The organism is Marinomonas fungiae (genome assembly GCF_001418205.1).
Lineage (GTDB): Bacteria > Pseudomonadota > Gammaproteobacteria > Pseudomonadales > Marinomonadaceae > Marinomonas > Marinomonas fungiae.
In genome coordinates this window covers 307,949-324,039 of the sequence record NZ_LIQF01000004.1, presented here as the reverse complement: position 1 = coordinate 324,039, position 16,091 = coordinate 307,949, and the positions used below count along the sequence as shown (strand labels likewise).

Genomic DNA, 16,091 nt, shown 5'->3' with positions numbered 1-16,091 from the left:
CTAGAATACTGTGCAGATTACTTCGCCACCAATACCAGCAGCACGAGCTGCACGATCAGTCATAAGACCTTTAGAAGTAGAGATGATAGCAACGCCTAGGCCTGCTTCTACTTTTGGTAGGTCTGCTGATGCTTTGTATTGACGCAAACTTGGGCGAGAGACGCGCTTGATCTCTTCGATTACTGGCTTACCGTCGAAGTATTTAAGTTCGATAGTAAGAGTAGGCTTAACGCCTTCTTCAACGCTAACACTGTTTACATAACCTTCTTCACGAAGAACGTTAGCAACAGACACCTTCATTTTTGATGAAGGCATAGACACAGTTGTTTTTGCAGCCAACTGTGCGTTACGGATACGAGTAAACATATCCGCAAGTGTATCTTGCATACTCATTTAAGAGCTCCTAATAGAAAAAACCATTGTGCAGCAAATAGAGCTCGCGCATAGTACACAGCAGCGAGCGGAATGTCCAGTATTTGGACACCCCCTCACTGCAATGTATTATGATAGTGCTCTACTTGCTTACCAACTAGCTTTCTTCAAGCCTGGTACGTCACCGCGCATCGCTGCTTCACGTAGCTTGATACGAGACAAGCCGAAGCGACGGAATACACCGTGTGGACGACCAGTAACCTGACAACGGTTACGCTGGCGTGAAGAAGATGAATCGCGTGGAAGCGCTTGCAGTTTAAGCGTTGCTTCCCACTTTTCATCGTCCGATGCATTAACGTCGTTAATGATCGCTTTTAGAGCAGCACGCTTTTCAGCGTACTTAGCTACTAATTTTGTGCGCTTAGCTTCGCGTTGAATCATTGATACTTTAGCCATGATTCCTACCTCTTATTTCTTGAAAGGGAAACTAAAGGCGGCTAGCAAAGCACGACCTTCTTCGTCGGTACGAGCAGTCGTTGTAATGGTAATATCCATACCACGTACACGGTCTACTTTATCGTAATCGATTTCTGGGAAGATGATCTGCTCTTTAACACCCATGCTGTAGTTACCGCGTCCGTCAAAAGACTTCGGGTTCAAACCACGGAAGTCACGGATACGTGGAATAGCAACATCAACCAAACGGTCGAAGAAATCCCACATACGGTCGCCACGTAGAGTAACTTTACAACCGATCGGGTAACCGTCACGGATTTTAAAGCCCGCAACAGATTTGCGCGCTTTTGTTACTACAACTTTTTGGCCGCTAAGTGCTGTAAGATCATTTACCGCATTCTCAAGAAGTTTCTTGTCTGCGATAGCTTCACCAACACCCATGTTCAACGTAATTTTAGTGATTTTAGGCACTTCCATTACGTTTTTGTAGTCAAACTGTTCAGTCAGTTTAGCAACTACTTGATCTTTATAAACTTGCTTAAGTCTCGCCATGGCTATAATTCTCGCTCTTAGGCGTCAATCGCTGCGCTGTTAGATTTGAAAACACGTACTTTAGTACCGTCTTCATTTACCTTAAAGCCTACGCGATCCGCTTTACCTGTAGCATTGTTAAAAATGGCTACGTTAGAAACCTGGATAGGTGCTTCTTTTTCAACGATGCCGCCAGTCGTACCCTTCATAGGGTTTGGCTTTTCATGTTTCTTGACCATATTGATGCCAGAAACAATTACGCGGTTCTCGTCTACTACTTTAACAACTTTGCCGCGTTTGCCTTTGTCTTTACCAGCAATTACTACGACTTCATCGTCACGTTTGATTTTACGCATATTCGGTCCCCTAACTCTTACAGCACTTCTGGTGCAAGAGAAACAATTTTCATGAATTGCTCTGTACGCAACTCACGTGTCACAGGGCCAAAGATACGTGTACCAATCGGCGCGCCAGATGCGTTCAATAGAACCGCTGAGTTTACATCAAAACGGATCACTGAGCCATCAGGACGACGCACACCTTTCTTAGTTCGAACGACAACTGCGTTCATAACTTGGCCTTTCTTAACACGACCACGTGGGATCGCTTCTTTAACTGTGACTTTAATTACGTCACCAATTGTAGCATAACGACGATGTGAGCCACCCAGTACTTTAATACACTGAACGCGCTTTGCGCCGCTGTTATCTGCTACATCAAGCATCGATTCTGTTTGAATCATTTCTGCTCTCCAATCAAATTAGATAACAAGTCTCATGAAGGAAGGAGCTGCTTATACAGCAGCTGCTTTCTCAACAACCTGAACCAGTTTCCAAGTTTTAGTTTTAGAGTAAGGACGTGTTTCAACAACCTTAACTGTATCACCAACTTGACACTCGTTGTTTTCATCATGAGCGTGTAGTTTAGAAGAACGACGAACGAACTTACCGTATAGCGGGTGACGTTCAGTACGCTCAACTAGTACCACGATGGATTTATCCATCTTATCGCTTACTACTTTACCAGTAGCTGTACGAGCTTGAGTTTCTACACTTGCCATCTTAGTTACCTGCCTTATCATTTAGCACGGTTTTAACACGTGCGATATTGCGGCGAACTTGCGAGAGCAAATGCGTTTGAGCCAACTGACCAGTGGCTTTCTGCATACGCAGAGTAAATTGCTCACGTAGTAGTTCGATCAAGGTCTGCTGTAGCTCAGCTACAGACTTTTCTTGCAATTCTTTTGCTTTCATCTACATCACCGTACGCGTTACGAAAGTTGTAGCTAGAGGAAGCTTAGCTGCTGCTAGCGCGAAAGCTTCGCGAGCTAGAGATTCAGATACACCCTCAACTTCATAAAGCATCTTACCTGGTTGGATTTGAGCCACCCAGTATTCTACGCTACCTTTACCTTTACCCTGACGCACTTCTAGAGGCTTCTGAGTAATAGGCTTATCTGGGAATACACGGATCCAAATTTTACCACCACGCTTGATGTGACGAGTCATTGCACGACGCGCCGCTTCAATTTGACGAGCGGTGATTCGACCACGTTCAGTCGATTTCAATCCGAATTCACCAAAGCTAACTTGGTTACCGCGAAGTGCTAGACCGCGGTTACGGCCTTTTTGCATCTTACGGAACTTAGTACGTTTCGGCTGTAACATTGACTACCCCCTACTTAGACTTCTTCTTCTGTGCGCCTTTATCAGCACGCACTTGTTCAATACCGCCCAAGATTTCGCCTTTGAAGATCCAAACTTTAACACCGATGATGCCGTAAGTTGTTAGAGCTTCATAAGTAGCGTAGTCGATGTCAGCGCGTAGAGTGTGTAGAGGCACACGACCTTCACGGTACCATTCTGCACGTGCGATTTCTGCACCGCCCAGACGACCACTTACCTGAACCTTGATACCCTTCGCGCCGGCACGCATAGCGTTTTGTACTGCACGCTTCATTGCACGACGGAACATAACACGACGCTCTAGCTGGCCAGCAATATTTTGCGCAACCAATTTAGCATCTAGTTCTGGTTTACGAATTTCTTCGATGTTGATGTGAACTGGCACGCCCATCATTGCAGATACAGCGTTACGTAGTTTCTCAACATCTTCGCCTTTCTTACCAATCACGATACCTGGACGAGCAGTGTGAATAGTAATACGAGCTGTTTGTGCAGGACGCTGGATCTCGATACGAGAAACAGAAGCCTGAACAAGTTTTTCTTCTAGGTATTTACGTACCTGAAGATCGTTTAAAAGTTGCTTAGAGTAGTTTTGGTTGTTCGCATACCAAGTAGAAGTATGGTCTTTAACTATCCCTAGGCGAATTCCAGTTGGATGAACCTTCTGACCCATTGGGTATCTCCTAATTAGTCAGCGACTTTAACTGTAATATGGCAACCGCGTTTTAAAATACGATCAGCACGGCCTTTGGCACGAGCCTTGATACGTTTTAGAGTCATAGCCTCGTCAACGTAGATCGTAGAAACACGCAAGTCATCGATATCAGCACCTTCGTTATGCTCAGCGTTTGCTACAGCAGACTCTAGTACTTTCTTGACAATTGCTGCCGCCTTTTTAGGACTGAACGCCAAAATGTTCAGTGCTTCGCTTACAGATTTGCCGCGGATTTGATCTGCTACCAAACGGGCCTTCTGCGCTGAGAGGCGAGCACCCTTCAATGAAGCGCTTACTTCACTCATGATTAATACCCCTTAATTACCGTTTGGCTTTCTTGTCCGCAGCGTGACCCTTGTAGGTACGGGTCGGAGCGAACTCACCCAATTTATGACCGACCATATCCTCAGATACTAGAACTGGGACATGCTGGCGACCATTATGGACAGCGATAGTCAACCCTACGAATTCAGGGAAGATTGTAGAACGGCGCGACCAAGTTTTAATTGGACGACGGTCATTCTTTTCTACCGCAGCCTCTACCTTTTTCAACAAATGAAGGTCGATAAAAGGACCTTTTTTTAGTGAACGTGGCACAGTCGTTTCCTCTTATTACTTAGTACGACGACGTACAATAAGTTTATCAGTACGTTTGTTCTTACGAGTCTTATGACCTTTAGTAGGAACACCCCAAGGAGTAACTGGGTGACGACCACCAGAGCTACGACCTTCACCACCACCGTGTGGGTGGTCAACCGGGTTCATTGCCGCACCGCGAACTGTAGGACGAACACCGCGCCAGCGCTTAGCACCAGCTTTACCTAGAACACGTAGAGTGTGCTCAGAGTTAGATACTTCACCTAGAGTTGCACGACACTCAGTAAGAACTTTACGCATTTCGCCAGAACGTAGGCGAAGAGTTACGTAACGACCCTCACGAGCAACAAGCTGAGCAGAAGCACCAGCAGAACGTGCGATTTGCGCACCTTTACCTGGCTTAAGCTCGATACAGTGAACCACACTACCTACAGGGATGTTTTGCAGAGGCAAAGTGTTACCTGTTTTGATAGGGGCATTTGCACCGCTAGAAACAACAGAACCAGCTTCCATACCTTTGGAAGCGATAATGTAACGACGCTCACCATCAGCATATTTAACTAGTGCAATGTGTGCAGAACGGTTTGGATCATATTCCAAACGCTCAACTACCGCTGGGATGCCATCTTTGTTACGACGGAAATCTACAACACGGTAATGCTGCTTATGACCACCACCTACGTGACGCGTAGTGATGCGTCCGTTGTTGTTACGGCCACCAGACTTGCTTTTTTTGTCTAGCAAAGGAGCGTATGGCGCACCTTTATGCAAGTCAGTGTTAACAACTTTAACAACGTGACGACGGCCTGCAGACGTTGGCTTACTTTTTACAACAGCCATTGACCTATCTCCCCTTATTCAGCGCCCAAGAAATCAATTTCTTGGCCTTCTGCCAAACGTACGTACGCTTTTTTAACGTCGCTACGCTTGCCTAGACCACGAACTGTGCGCTTTGTTTTACCTTTTTGGTTCAACGTGCGTACAGATTCAACTTTGACTTCAAACAACGCTTCGATTGCTTGTTTAATCTCTGGTTTCGTCGCGTCTTTTACTACGCGGAATACGTACTGACCGTTACCTTCTGCAACGATAGTCGCTTTCTCAGAGATGTGTGGACCTAACAACACTTTATAAATGCGTTCGCCGATCATGCTAGTGCCTCCTCAACTTGTTTCAGAGCACCAACTGTCACCAACACTTTGTCGTATGCAATCAAGCTAACAGGGTCAACAGACGCTGCATCACGAACGTCAACGTTCGGAATGTTGCGAGCAGCTAGGAACAGGTTGCTGTCTAGCTCTTGCGCTACTACTAACGCGTTCTCAACATTCAATTCAGCCATTTTAGCTTTGAAAAGCTTAGTTTTAGGAGCTTCGATAGAAAGCTCTTCAACTACAACAAGACGGCCTTGACGAGCAAGCTCAGACCAGATGGTGCGCATTGCTGCACGATACATCTTCTTGTTTACTTTCTGAGAGTGATCTTGAGGTTTAGCAGCGAAAGTTACGCCACCAGTACGCCATAGAGGACTACGGATTGTACCAGCACGTGCGCGGCCAGAACCTTTTTGACGCCATGGCTTTTTACCACCACCGGCTACTTCAGAGCGAGTTTTCTGAGCACGAGAGCCTTGACGAGCACCAGCCAGGTAAGAAGTTACAACCTGGTGAACTAGCGCTTCGTTGTATTCACGCGCAAAGGTTACGTCAGAAACTTCTACAGTTCCTTCAGCACCTGTTAGATTCAAGTTCATTGTCTACCCCTCTTAGCGAGCTTTAACTGCTGGTTGAACGATTACGTCACCATTTACAGCGCCAGGAACCGCACCCTTAACAAGGATAAGGTTACGCTCAGCATCAACGCGAACAACTTCTAGAGACTGAGTTGTTACTTGAGCTGCGCCCATGTGACCAGCCATCTTTTTGCCTTTCCAAACACGACCAGGTGTTTGACATTGACCGATGGAACCAGGAGCACGGTGAGACAATGAGTTACCGTGTGTAGCATCTTGCGTACGGAAGTTGTGACGTTTAACGCCACCTTGGAAACCTTTACCTTTAGATTGACCAGTTACGTCAACTTTAGTAATAGCTTCAAAATCCGCTACTGTTAGCTCGTCGCCAACATTGATTTCTTTTTCGTCACCAGAAAGGCGGAACTCCCACAAACCACGGCCCGCTTCAACATTAGCTTTTGCAAAGTGACCTGCAGCAGCTTTGTTTACACGAGTTGCACGGCGAGTACCTACAGTTACTTGTACAGCTGAGTAGCCATCAGTTTCTGCGTTCTTCACCTGTGTTACACGGTTCGGTTCAACCTCGATAACGGTTACTGGCACGGATACACCATCTTCGTTGAAGATACGTGTCATTCCGGCTTTACGTCCGACTAATTGAATAGCCATTTTATACCTCAATTGCCAGTTGTGTACGGGGCTATCACCCGCTACGGCCGACCATTCCAGATCGTTCCACTATTGTGCTTAGGCCAACAAATACTTGCTGGTTATCGCACCCCTAAAACTTTGGGGATTAGCCCAAAGAAATTTGTACTTCCACGCCTGCCGCAAGATCTAGCTTCATTAGAGCGTCAACAGTTTTTTCTGTTGGCTCAACGATGTCTAGAACACGTTTGTGTGTACGGATTTCGTATTGATCACGCGCATCTTTGTTTACGTGTGGAGAAATCAGCACTGTGTAACGTTCTTTGCGAGTAGGAAGTGGAATTGGACCACGTACTTGAGCGCCAGTGCGCTTAGCAGTGTCCACAATCTCTTGCGTTGAAGCATCAATCAGACGGTGATCGAAAGCTTTCAAACGAATACGGATTTTTTGGCTTTGCATTTCCAACTCCAAATACTATGTTCAGATAAGTCATCTGTACAGAATTTGACTTACCATCCTTATTTAAGGACGGCGAATGTTAGCCGCTTTAAAATTGGTTGTCAAGTAACCAATTTTAAAAACAGCCCTCATAAAAAAAGGCTGCCCAAAGAGCAGCCTTTTTTACTCAGTTACTTAGAATTTCTGCTGAAGCAAAAATTATTTAAGAACTTTAGCAACTACACCAGCACCTACTGTACGGCCACCTTCACGGATCGCGAAACGTAGACCTTCGTCCATCGCGATTGGGTGAATTAGAGTAACAGTCATCTGGATGTTGTCACCAGGCATAACCATCTCTACGCCTTCTGGAAGTTCACAAGAACCAGTTACGTCAGTTGTACGGAAGTAGAACTGTGGACGGTAACCTTTGAAGAATGGAGTGTGACGACCACCTTCATCTTTAGAAAGTACGTATACTTCCGCTTGGAACTCAGTATGAGGAGTGATAGAACCTGGCTTAGCTAGTACTTGACCACGTTGAACTTCGTCACGCTTAGTACCACGAAGAAGGATACCACAGTTCTCACCAGCACGACCTTCGTCTAGAAGCTTACGGAACATCTCAACGCCAGTACAAGTTGTTTTAGTAGTATCTTTGATACCAACGATTTCAACTTCTTCACCAACTTTGATGATACCGCGCTCAACACGACCAGTTACTACAGTACCACGACCTTGGATAGAGAATACGTCCTCGATAGGCATGATGAATGCACCGTCGATTGCACGCTCTGGCTCAGGAATGTAAGTGTCTAGAGTTTCAACTAGTTTCTTAACAGCAGTTGTACCCATTTCGTTGTCGTCTTCGCCGTTCAATGCCATTAGGGCAGAACCTGGGATGATTGGAGTGTCATCACCTGGGAAGTCGTACTCAGAAAGAAGGTCACGTAGTTCCATCTCTACAAGCTCTAGCATCTCTGCGTATTCTTCAGTGTCAGCACCGCCACAGTCTTCAGCTAGAAGGTCTGCTTTGTTTAGGAATACAACGATGTAAGGTACACCTACCTGACGAGAAAGAAGGATGTGCTCACGAGTTTGTGGCATTGGACCGTCAGTCGCACCACAAACAAGGATCGCGCCGTCCATCTGAGCAGCACCAGTGATCATGTTCTTAACATAATCGGCGTGTCCAGGACAGTCTACGTGTGCGTAGTGACGATCAGTTGAATCGTACTCTACGTGAGAAGTAGAGATTGTGATACCACGCTCACGCTCTTCTGGAGCGTTGTCGATACCGTCAAACGCTACAGCTGTACCGCCGAATACTTCTGCACATACGCGAGTAAGTGCTGCTGTTAGGGTAGTTTTACCGTGGTCAACGTGACCGATTGTACCAACGTTAACGTGTGGTTTACTACGTTCGAACTTTGCTTTTGCCATGATACATACACCTTATGATTAGTAAGTATGATGATTAAATTTCAATTTTTGATGATCGCGTCTGCCACACTAGCTGGCGCTTCAGCGTATTTCAGGAATTCCATTGCATAACTTGCACGCCCTTGCGACAAACTACGCACATCCGTTGCATAACCAAACATCTCGCCTAACGGCACTTCCGCTCGGATAATCTTACCAGATGGGGAATCTTCCATCCCCTGAACAAGCCCACGACGACGATTCAGGTCACCCATCACGTCCCCCATGTACTCTTCAGGAGTTACAACTTCTACCTTCATCACAGGCTCAAGAACACAAGGGTCTGCATCCGCAGCGCCTTTCTTTAAACCTTGAGAAGCTGCAATTTTAAAGGCCATTTCATTAGAGTCAACATCATGGTACGAACCATCGAACAATACCACTTTCAACCCAAGCAATGGGTAGCCAGCGATAACACCGTTCTTCATTTGCTCTGAAATACCCTTTTCGACAGCTGGGATGTATTCCTTCGGAATAACACCACCGACAATCTCATTCACAAATTCCAAGCCTTCTTTTTCGGTAGGAACCAGCTTCATAACAACGTGACCGTACTGTCCTCGGCCACCAGATTGCCGCACAAATTTGTGGTTAACTTCCACTTCTTTGCGAATTTTTTCTCGGTACGACACCTGCGGCTTACCAATGTTCGCGTCAACTTTAAATTCACGCTTCATTCGATCCACCAGGATATCTAGATGAAGCTCGCCCATACCCGAGATAATTGTTTGACCTGTCTCTTCATGTGTCTCGACGCGGAAAGATGGATCTTCCTGCGCAAGCTTACCGAGAGCCACAGCCATTTTATCTTGATCCGCTTGAGATTTAGGCTCAACTGCCACAGAGATTACTGGCTCTGGGAATTCCATACGCTCTAGAACAACAATATCTTTGCCGTCACACAACGTATCCCCAGTAGTAACGTCTTTCATCCCAATCAAAGCCGCGATATCGCCTGCGCGCACTTCTTTGATTTCATCTCGGTTATTCGCATGCATTTGGACCATACGACCCACACGCTCACGCTTGTGTTTTACCGAGTTGTATACCGCATCACCTGAATTCAGGACGCCAGAGTATACACGAATGAAAGTTAAAGTACCTACGAACGGATCAGTCGCAATTTTAAACGCTAACGACGCAAACGGCGCATCATCATCCGCCACACGTGTCACGACCGTCTCAGCATCCTCTAGGGTGCCTTCGATTGCCTTAACCTCAAGCGGCGATGGTAAATACTCTACCACTGCATCCAGCACTGCTTGCACACCCTTGTTTTTAAACGCAGAGCCACAAGTTACCAGCACTATCTCGTTAGCCAGTGTGCGTGCACGCAAGCCCGCCTTGATATCATCGACAGACAACTCACCTTCTTCAAGGTAGGCATCCATCAATTCTTCATTTGCTTCGGCTGCGGCCTCAACCATTTTTTCACGCCACTCTTCAGCAACGTCAACCAACTCTGCCGGAATGTCCTCCAAGGTATAAGTCATACCCTGATCTTCTTCATTCCACATAATGGCCTTCATCAATAACAAATCCACAACGCCAGCGAAATTTTCTTCCGTTCCGATGTTGATTTGAATTGGCACTGCGGTTGCACCCAAGCGCTCTTTAAGTTGACGAACAACGCTAAAGTAATCCGCACCAGTACGGTCCATCTTATTGACGAACACCATACGCGGCACTTCATATTTATTTGCTTGGCGCCATACCGTTTCAGTTTGAGGCTGTACACCAGATGATCCACACAATACCACTACCGCACCATCCAAAACACGCAAAGAACGCTCCACCTCAATGGTAAAGTCTACGTGCCCAGGGGTGTCAATGATATTGATACGGTGCTGATCAAACTGCTGACTCATCCCACTCCAGAAGCAAGTCGTTGCTGCTGAAGTGATCGTGATACCACGTTCCTGTTCCTGTTCCATCCAGTCCATGGTGGCTGCACCATCATGAACTTCACCGATCTTATGAGAAAGACCGGTGTAGAACAGAACACGCTCAGTAGTAGTCGTTTTACCCGCATCAACGTGCGCACAAATACCGATATTGCGGTAACGATTGATGGGTGTTTTACGTGCCACTTAAGCTTCTCCGGATGATTAGAAACGGTAGTGAGAGAACGCTTTGTTCGCTTCAGCCATACGGTGAACGTCTTCACGTTTCTTAACAGCTGAACCTTTGTTCTCAGACGCGTCCATAATTTCGCCTGCAAGACGTAGCGCCATAGATTTTTCGCCACGCTTACGTGCAGCATCTACCAACCAACGCATAGATAGCGCTGAGCGACGAGCTGGACGTACTTCAACAGGTACTTGGTAAGTTGCACCACCAACACGGCGAGATTTAACCTCAACCATTGGCTGGATTGATTCAAGTGCTTTTTCGAAGATTGACATTGCATCTTCAGTTTTTGCGCGTGCTGCAACTGTGTCTAGAGCATCGTATACAATGCTTTCAGCTACAGATTTCTTGCCACTAACCATTACGTGGTTAATGAATTTTGCAAGAAGTTGGCTTCCGTGTTTTGGATCTGGAAGCACGTCACGCTTAGCGACTACACGTCTTCTAGGCATGGATATTATCCTCTTCAGGTGAGTCCGAGACCATCTCTGTGCTCGGCCTTACTGTATTAAAAAATTATGTCTAAACGATTAAAGTAGCGATAAAGCTTACTTAGGACGCTTAGTACCGTATTTAGAACGGCCTTGCTTACGATTTTGTACGCCAGAAGTATCCAAGCTACCACGTACTGTGTGGTAACGAACACCTGGAAGGTCTTTTACACGACCGCCGCGAATCAGCACTACGCTGTGTTCTTGCAGGTTGTGACCTTCACCACCGATGTAGGAAGTAACTTCGAAGCCGTTCGTCAAGCGAACACGACATACTTTACGCAAAGCCGAGTTAGGCTTCTTAGGCGTAGTAGTGTATACACGTGTGCAGACGCCGCGGCGTTGCGGACAAGCTTGTAACGCAGGAACGTCACTTTTTGCCACTTTACGTTTACGTGGTTTACGAACCAACTGGTTAACGGTTGCCATTTAACAAGCTCCACATCCAATTCTATTGGCGGAAATCGCCAAAAATAAGGAGGCGCAAGTGTAATTTGCGCCTATAAAACAGTCAATAGGGAGGCGAACAAAATTTCGCCTCCCTTACGTATACAATGACGTCTAGTCTTTCAATGCCGCACTTAATGCTTCTTCTACATCCGAAGCACTTACTGATGCACTACCTTCAGCCGTTGCTTGCGCAAGCTCTTTCTTAGCTTTGCGACCGCTGTGGTAAGCCAAACCTGTACCCGCAGGGATCAGACGACCTACTACAACGTTTTCTTTCAGACCACGTAGATGGTCTTTCTTACCAGTTACCGCACCTTCTGTTAGGACACGAGTCGTCTCTTGGAACGATGCCGCAGAGATGAATGACTCAGTCGCCAAAGAAGCTTTAGTAATACCAAGTAATACGCGCTCGTATTTAGAAGGGAAACGACCTTCTGCCATAGCAGCTTCGTTTGCTTCTTGCATTTGCGTGTACTCAACCTGGTCACCTTGAATCAAGTTAGTATCACCTGAATCAATGATGTCTACTTTGCGCAGCATCTGACGCACAATAACTTCGATGTGCTTGTCGTTGATACCTACGCCCTGTAGACGGTAAACCTCTTGAATCTCGTTAGTGATGTAATCAGCCAGTGCTGCTACACCCTGAAGACGCAAGATGTCGTGTGGGTTCAGAGGACCGTCGGCAATGATCTCACCCTTAGCAACTTCTTCACCGTCGAAGATGTTGATTTGACGCCACTTAGGAATCAGAGTTTCGATTGGCTCACCACCATCTTGTGGTGTGATCACCAAACGGATCTTACCTTTTGTCTCTTTACCGAAACTTACTACACCCGTTGCTTCCGCCATGACAGCCGGATCTTTCGGACGACGCGCTTCGAACAAGTCAGCTACGCGTGGCAGACCACCGGTGATGTCCTTGTTACCTTGAGATTCTTGTGGGATACGTGCCAATACTTCACCAGACTTGATGGTTGCACCGTGATCTAAGCTCAATAGAGCCTTCTCAGGAAGCATGTATTGTACAGGCATCTCAGTACCAGGAATCATCACTGGCGCGCCGTTCTCGTCTACTACCGAGATAGTAGGACGGATGTCTTTACCAGATGAAGGACGATCTTTCATCTCGAGGACTTCGATCGTCGTCAAGCCAGTTAGCTCATCCGACTGACGGCGAATGGTAACGCCTTCATCCATACCAGAGAATTCAAGTTTACCTTGCATCTCAGAAACGATTGGGTGGGTGTGTGGGTCCCAGTTAGCCAATACTTGACCAGCTGTTACTTGATCACCTTCACGAACACTTAGTACCGCACCGTAAGGAAGCTTGTAACGCTCTTTCTCACGACCCGCTTCGTCCGCAATCGCCAACTCAGAAGAACGCGATGCAACAACCAATTGGCCTGTTTCACGCTCAATGCTCTTCATCTTATGGAAACGTACGGTACCAGCACTCTTAATCTGAACACTGTCTACGGCTGACGCTCGCGATGCCGCACCACCGATGTGGAAGGTACGCATTGTTAGCTGTGTACCTGGCTCACCGATAGACTGTGCTGCCACAACGCCGACCGCTTCACCGATGTTAACCAAGTGACCACGAGCCAAGTCACGACCGTAACAGCTTGCACACACACCGTGCTTCGTTTCACAGCTGATTACTGAGCGAACGATCATCTCGTCCACACCCGCTGCTTCGATTGCACGAACAATGTGCTCATCAATCAACACGCCACGAGCAACAACAACGTCACCCTTAGTATCGATTACGTCTTGCGCTACCACACGACCTAGTACGCGCTGACCTAGTGGAACGACTACGTCACCACCTTCAATCAAAGCACTTACCAGCAGACCGTTTTCTGCACCACAGTCTACTTCTGTGATTACCAAGTCTTGTGCAACGTCTACTAGACGACGCGTTAGGTAACCAGAGTTCGCTGTCTTCAAGGCGGTATCGGCAAGACCCTTACGAGCACCGTGAGTAGAGGTAAAGTACTGAAGTACTGATAGACCTTCACGGAAGTTCGCAGTGATCGGTGTCTCGATGATGGAACCGTCCGGTTTCGCCATCAGACCACGCATACCACCTAGCTGACGCATCTGAGCCACACTACCACGGGCACCAGAGTCGGCCATCATGTAAACTGAGTTAAATGATTGCTGCTCAACTTCGTTACCGTCTTTGTCGATTACCGTTTCTTTCGCCAAGTTTTTCATCATGGCTTCAGTAACGGTTTCGTTGGTACGAGACCACAAGTCGATAACCTTGTTGTACTTCTCACCTTGCGTCACAAGACCGTCGGCAAATTGGTATTCGATTTCTTTAACTTCTGCTTCCGCACGAGCAATGATCTCTGCTTTTTCTGGCGGAATTACGAAGTCGTCAACACCTACAGAGGAACCAGACGCTGTCGCGTATTGGAAACCTGTGTACATCAATTGGTCAGCGAAAATACAAGTCTCTTTCAGACCCACTTTACGGTAACACTCGTTGATTAGGTTCGAGATTGCTTTCTTCTTCATCGGCTGGTTGATAACCGAGAATGGTAGGCCATCAGGTACCACATCAAACAACAATGCACGACCAACCGTTGTGTCAACGATGAACGTTGAAGGCACCTTTTCCCCTTCAAGCGTTGTATCAACTTGATTTACACGCACTTTAATTTTCGCGTGCAACTCAACTTGTTTCGCACCATAAGCACGGTGTACTTCTTTGATATCAGCGAAGGCCATGCCCTCACCTTTCGCGTTGATTTTCTCACGCGTCATGTAGTACAGACCCAATACCACGTCCTGAGAAGGAACGATGATCGGCTCACCGTTAGCAGGTGACAGGATGTTGTTGGTAGACATCATTAACGCACGCGCTTCAAGTTGAGCCTCGATTGTTAATGGTACGTGTACCGCCATCTGGTCACCGTCGAAGTCGGCGTTGTAAGCCGCACACACAAGTGGGTGCAACTGAATCGCTTTACCTTCGATTAGAATCGGTTCAAACGCTTGGATACCCAAACGGTGAAGCGTTGGTGCACGGTTAAGCATCACAGGATGTTCGCGGATTACTTCATCAAGAATATCCCAAACTTCCGGCGTTTCACGCTCAACCATTTTCTTCGCCGCTTTGATGGTTGTTGCCATGCCACGAAGTTCTAGCTTAGAGAAGATGAATGGCTTGAATAGCTCAAGTGCCATCTTCTTCGGCAGACCACACTGGTGCAAACGTAGAGAAGGACCTACTGTGATTACAGAACGGCCAGAGTAGTCTACACGTTTACCCAAAAGGTTCTGACGGAAACGACCTTGCTTACCTTTGATCATATCTGCCAAAGATTTCAGAGGACGCTTGTTCGAACCTGTGATCGCACGACCGCGACGACCGTTGTCTAGTAGCGCATCAACAGACTCTTGTAGCATACGTTTTTCGTTACGTACGATGATGTCTGGAGCCGCTAGCTCAAGAAGACGTTTTAGACGGTTGTTACGGTTGATTACACGACGGTAAAGATCGTTCAAATCAGACGTTGCAAAACGACCACCTTCTAGTGGCACTAGAGGGCGAAGATCTGGTGGCAACACTGGTAGAACATCTAGCACCATCCACTCTGGGTTGTTACCAGAATGATGGAATGCTTCAATCAGTTTCAGACGCTTAGACAGCTTCTTAATACGTGTTTCAGAGTTCGTTGAACCCAACTCTTCACGCATGGTGCTGATTTCTTCAGGCAGATCCATATCGCGAAGTAGGCATTGAATCGCTTCAGCACCCATACGAGCGTCGAATTCATCACCAAACTCTTCTAGCGCTTCGAAGTACTGCTCATCGTTTAGTAGCTGACCTTTTTCAAGCGTTGTCATGCCTGGGTCAATCACGATGAATGATTCAAAGTAAAGAATACGCTCAATATCACGTAGGGTCATATCCATGATAAGACCGATACGAGATGGAAGAGATTTTAGGAACCAAATGTGAGCAACCGGCGAAGCTAGCTCGATGTGTCCCATGCGCTCACGACGCACTTTCGACAACGCAACTTCAACGCCACACTTCTCACAAATGACACCACGGTGTTTTAAACGTTTGTATTTACCACACAAACATTCGTAGTCCTTAATAGGACCAAAGATTTTGGCACAGAACAGACCGTCACGTTCAGGCTTGAACGTACGGTAGTTGATGGTTTCTGGCTTTTTAACTTCACCATAAGACCATGAACGAATCATATCTGGAGAAGCTAAGCCAATGCGAATCGCATCAAACTCTTCTGATTGTCCCTGTGTTTTTAGAAGACCTAATAAGTCTTTCATGGATATTCGCCCCACTCGTAAGGCTGGGAGGGATTAACCCTCCCAG

The 16,091-nt window shown here is 46.8% G+C and carries 21 protein-coding genes; all 21 read right to left on the bottom strand.

Features of this window, described 5'->3' with window-relative positions; all coding sequences use genetic code 11:
* The 21 genes from rpsH to rpoC all read right to left on the bottom strand — a co-directional run bounded on the left by rpsH (window position 1) and on the right by rpoC (window position 16,045).
* Complete coding sequence (rpsH, locus tag ASC49_RS08570; RefSeq protein WP_055462816.1) at window positions 1-393, bottom strand: 30S ribosomal protein S8; 393 nt, start codon at window positions 391-393, stop codon at window positions 1-3.
* Between the two features lie 129 nt (window positions 394-522).
* On the bottom strand, window positions 523-828 hold the full coding sequence (rpsN, locus tag ASC49_RS08565) for a 30S ribosomal protein S14 (RefSeq protein WP_055462815.1): 306 nt from the start codon (window positions 826-828) through the stop codon (window positions 523-525).
* 12 nt (window positions 829-840) lie between these two features.
* Entirely contained in the window at window positions 841-1,380 is a 540-nt protein-coding gene (rplE, locus tag ASC49_RS08560) for a 50S ribosomal protein L5 (protein ID WP_055462814.1), read from the bottom strand.
* 17 nt (window positions 1,381-1,397) lie between these two features.
* Window positions 1,398-1,715, bottom strand: a complete 318-nt coding sequence (rplX, locus tag ASC49_RS08555; RefSeq protein WP_055462813.1) for a 50S ribosomal protein L24 — start codon at window positions 1,713-1,715, stop codon at window positions 1,398-1,400.
* 17 nt (window positions 1,716-1,732) lie between these two features.
* On the bottom strand, window positions 1,733-2,101 hold the full coding sequence (rplN, locus tag ASC49_RS08550; RefSeq protein ID WP_055462812.1) for a 50S ribosomal protein L14: 369 nt from the start codon (window positions 2,099-2,101) through the stop codon (window positions 1,733-1,735).
* Window positions 2,102-2,152: 51 nt separating this feature from the next.
* A complete protein-coding gene (rpsQ, locus tag ASC49_RS08545) occupies window positions 2,153-2,419 on the bottom strand; it encodes a 30S ribosomal protein S17 (protein ID WP_055462811.1) in 267 nt (88 codons plus the stop codon).
* A 1-nt stretch (window position 2,420) separates the two neighbouring features.
* Window positions 2,421-2,612 carry a 50S ribosomal protein L29 gene (gene rpmC / locus ASC49_RS08540; protein WP_055462810.1) on the bottom strand — a complete coding sequence of 64 codons (192 nt, stop codon included), beginning with the start codon at window positions 2,610-2,612 and terminating at the stop codon, window positions 2,421-2,423.
* Entirely contained in the window at window positions 2,613-3,026 is a 414-nt protein-coding gene (rplP, locus tag ASC49_RS08535) for a 50S ribosomal protein L16 (RefSeq protein ID WP_055462809.1), read from the bottom strand.
* A 10-nt stretch (window positions 3,027-3,036) separates the two neighbouring features.
* Window positions 3,037-3,717 (bottom strand): 30S ribosomal protein S3, encoded by a 681-nt coding sequence (gene rpsC / locus ASC49_RS08530; protein WP_055462808.1) that lies wholly within the window; start codon window positions 3,715-3,717, stop codon window positions 3,037-3,039.
* A gap of 14 nt (window positions 3,718-3,731) precedes the next feature.
* Complete coding sequence (rplV, locus tag ASC49_RS08525) at window positions 3,732-4,064, bottom strand: 50S ribosomal protein L22 (RefSeq protein WP_055462807.1); 333 nt, start codon at window positions 4,062-4,064, stop codon at window positions 3,732-3,734.
* A 16-nt stretch (window positions 4,065-4,080) separates the two neighbouring features.
* Complete coding sequence (rpsS, locus tag ASC49_RS08520) at window positions 4,081-4,356, bottom strand: 30S ribosomal protein S19 (RefSeq protein WP_055462806.1); 276 nt, start codon at window positions 4,354-4,356, stop codon at window positions 4,081-4,083.
* A 15-nt stretch (window positions 4,357-4,371) separates the two neighbouring features.
* The gene (gene rplB, locus ASC49_RS08515; RefSeq protein ID WP_055462805.1) at window positions 4,372-5,196 is read right to left on the bottom strand and encodes a 50S ribosomal protein L2; all 825 of its coding nucleotides are present in this window, start codon (window positions 5,194-5,196) and stop codon (window positions 4,372-4,374) included.
* A 14-nt stretch (window positions 5,197-5,210) separates the two neighbouring features.
* On the bottom strand, window positions 5,211-5,507 hold the full coding sequence (gene rplW, locus ASC49_RS08510) for a 50S ribosomal protein L23 (RefSeq protein WP_055462804.1): 297 nt from the start codon (window positions 5,505-5,507) through the stop codon (window positions 5,211-5,213).
* Complete coding sequence (rplD, locus tag ASC49_RS08505) at window positions 5,504-6,109, bottom strand: 50S ribosomal protein L4 (RefSeq protein WP_055462803.1); 606 nt, start codon at window positions 6,107-6,109, stop codon at window positions 5,504-5,506. Before rplD ends, rplW begins: the two co-directional genes overlap by 4 nt.
* A 12-nt stretch (window positions 6,110-6,121) precedes the next feature.
* Window positions 6,122-6,760, bottom strand: coding sequence for a 50S ribosomal protein L3 (gene rplC, locus ASC49_RS08500; RefSeq protein ID WP_055462802.1), 639 nt, complete (start codon window positions 6,758-6,760; stop codon window positions 6,122-6,124).
* A gap of 127 nt (window positions 6,761-6,887) precedes the next feature.
* Window positions 6,888-7,199: a 30S ribosomal protein S10 gene (gene rpsJ, locus ASC49_RS08495; RefSeq protein WP_012071937.1), complete on the bottom strand. Its 312-nt coding sequence runs from the start codon at window positions 7,197-7,199 to the stop codon at window positions 6,888-6,890.
* A gap of 198 nt (window positions 7,200-7,397) precedes the next feature.
* Window positions 7,398-8,621, bottom strand: coding sequence for an elongation factor Tu (gene tuf, locus ASC49_RS08490; protein WP_055462801.1), 1,224 nt, complete (start codon window positions 8,619-8,621; stop codon window positions 7,398-7,400).
* A 41-nt stretch (window positions 8,622-8,662) separates the two neighbouring features.
* On the bottom strand, window positions 8,663-10,750 hold the full coding sequence (gene fusA, locus ASC49_RS08485) for an elongation factor G (RefSeq protein ID WP_055462800.1): 2,088 nt from the start codon (window positions 10,748-10,750) through the stop codon (window positions 8,663-8,665).
* 18 nt (window positions 10,751-10,768) lie between these two features.
* On the bottom strand, window positions 10,769-11,242 hold the full coding sequence (rpsG, locus tag ASC49_RS08480; RefSeq protein ID WP_055462799.1) for a 30S ribosomal protein S7: 474 nt from the start codon (window positions 11,240-11,242) through the stop codon (window positions 10,769-10,771).
* A gap of 96 nt (window positions 11,243-11,338) precedes the next feature.
* Window positions 11,339-11,710: a 30S ribosomal protein S12 gene (rpsL, locus tag ASC49_RS08475; protein ID WP_013659444.1), complete on the bottom strand. Its 372-nt coding sequence runs from the start codon at window positions 11,708-11,710 to the stop codon at window positions 11,339-11,341.
* Window positions 11,711-11,842: 132 nt separating this feature from the next.
* Window positions 11,843-16,045 carry a DNA-directed RNA polymerase subunit beta' gene (gene rpoC, locus ASC49_RS08470; RefSeq protein WP_055462798.1) on the bottom strand — a complete coding sequence of 1,401 codons (4,203 nt, stop codon included), beginning with the start codon at window positions 16,043-16,045 and terminating at the stop codon, window positions 11,843-11,845.
* Window positions 16,046-16,091: the final 46 nt, after the last annotated feature.

What these genes read in the sequence shown, in the direction of transcription:
- rpsH (WP_055462816.1), bottom strand. Translation starts at nt 393, where the DNA reads ATGAGTATGCAAGATACACTTGCGGATATGTTTACTCGTATCCGTAAC.
- rpsN (WP_055462815.1), bottom strand. Translation starts at nt 828, where the DNA reads ATGGCTAAAGTATCAATGATTCAACGCGAAGCTAAGCGCACAAAATTA.
- rplE (WP_055462814.1), bottom strand. Translation starts at nt 1,380, where the DNA reads ATGGCGAGACTTAAGCAAGTTTATAAAGATCAAGTAGTTGCTAAACTG.
- rplX (WP_055462813.1), bottom strand. Translation starts at nt 1,715, where the DNA reads ATGCGTAAAATCAAACGTGACGATGAAGTCGTAGTAATTGCTGGTAAA.
- rplN (WP_055462812.1), bottom strand. Translation starts at nt 2,101, where the DNA reads ATGATTCAAACAGAATCGATGCTTGATGTAGCAGATAACAGCGGCGCA.
- rpsQ (WP_055462811.1), bottom strand. Translation starts at nt 2,419, where the DNA reads ATGGCAAGTGTAGAAACTCAAGCTCGTACAGCTACTGGTAAAGTAGTA.
- rpmC (WP_055462810.1), bottom strand. Translation starts at nt 2,612, where the DNA reads ATGAAAGCAAAAGAATTGCAAGAAAAGTCTGTAGCTGAGCTACAGCAG.
- rplP (WP_055462809.1), bottom strand. Translation starts at nt 3,026, where the DNA reads ATGTTACAGCCGAAACGTACTAAGTTCCGTAAGATGCAAAAAGGCCGT.
- rpsC (WP_055462808.1), bottom strand. Translation starts at nt 3,717, where the DNA reads ATGGGTCAGAAGGTTCATCCAACTGGAATTCGCCTAGGGATAGTTAAA.
- rplV (WP_055462807.1), bottom strand. Translation starts at nt 4,064, where the DNA reads ATGAGTGAAGTAAGCGCTTCATTGAAGGGTGCTCGCCTCTCAGCGCAG.
- rplB (WP_055462805.1), bottom strand. Translation starts at nt 5,196, where the DNA reads ATGGCTGTTGTAAAAAGTAAGCCAACGTCTGCAGGCCGTCGTCACGTT.
- rplW (WP_055462804.1), bottom strand. Translation starts at nt 5,507, where the DNA reads ATGATCGGCGAACGCATTTATAAAGTGTTGTTAGGTCCACACATCTCT.
- rplD (WP_055462803.1), bottom strand. Translation starts at nt 6,109, where the DNA reads ATGAACTTGAATCTAACAGGTGCTGAAGGAACTGTAGAAGTTTCTGAC.
- rplC (WP_055462802.1), bottom strand. Translation starts at nt 6,760, where the DNA reads ATGGCTATTCAATTAGTCGGACGTAAAGCCGGAATGACACGTATCTTC.
- rpsJ (WP_012071937.1), bottom strand. Translation starts at nt 7,199, where the DNA reads ATGCAAAGCCAAAAAATCCGTATTCGTTTGAAAGCTTTCGATCACCGT.
- tuf (WP_055462801.1), bottom strand. Translation starts at nt 8,621, where the DNA reads ATGGCAAAAGCAAAGTTCGAACGTAGTAAACCACACGTTAACGTTGGT.
- rpsG (WP_055462799.1), bottom strand. Translation starts at nt 11,242, where the DNA reads ATGCCTAGAAGACGTGTAGTCGCTAAGCGTGACGTGCTTCCAGATCCA.
- rpsL (WP_013659444.1), bottom strand. Translation starts at nt 11,710, where the DNA reads ATGGCAACCGTTAACCAGTTGGTTCGTAAACCACGTAAACGTAAAGTG.
- rpoC (WP_055462798.1), bottom strand. Translation starts at nt 16,045, where the DNA reads ATGAAAGACTTATTAGGTCTTCTAAAAACACAGGGACAATCAGAAGAG.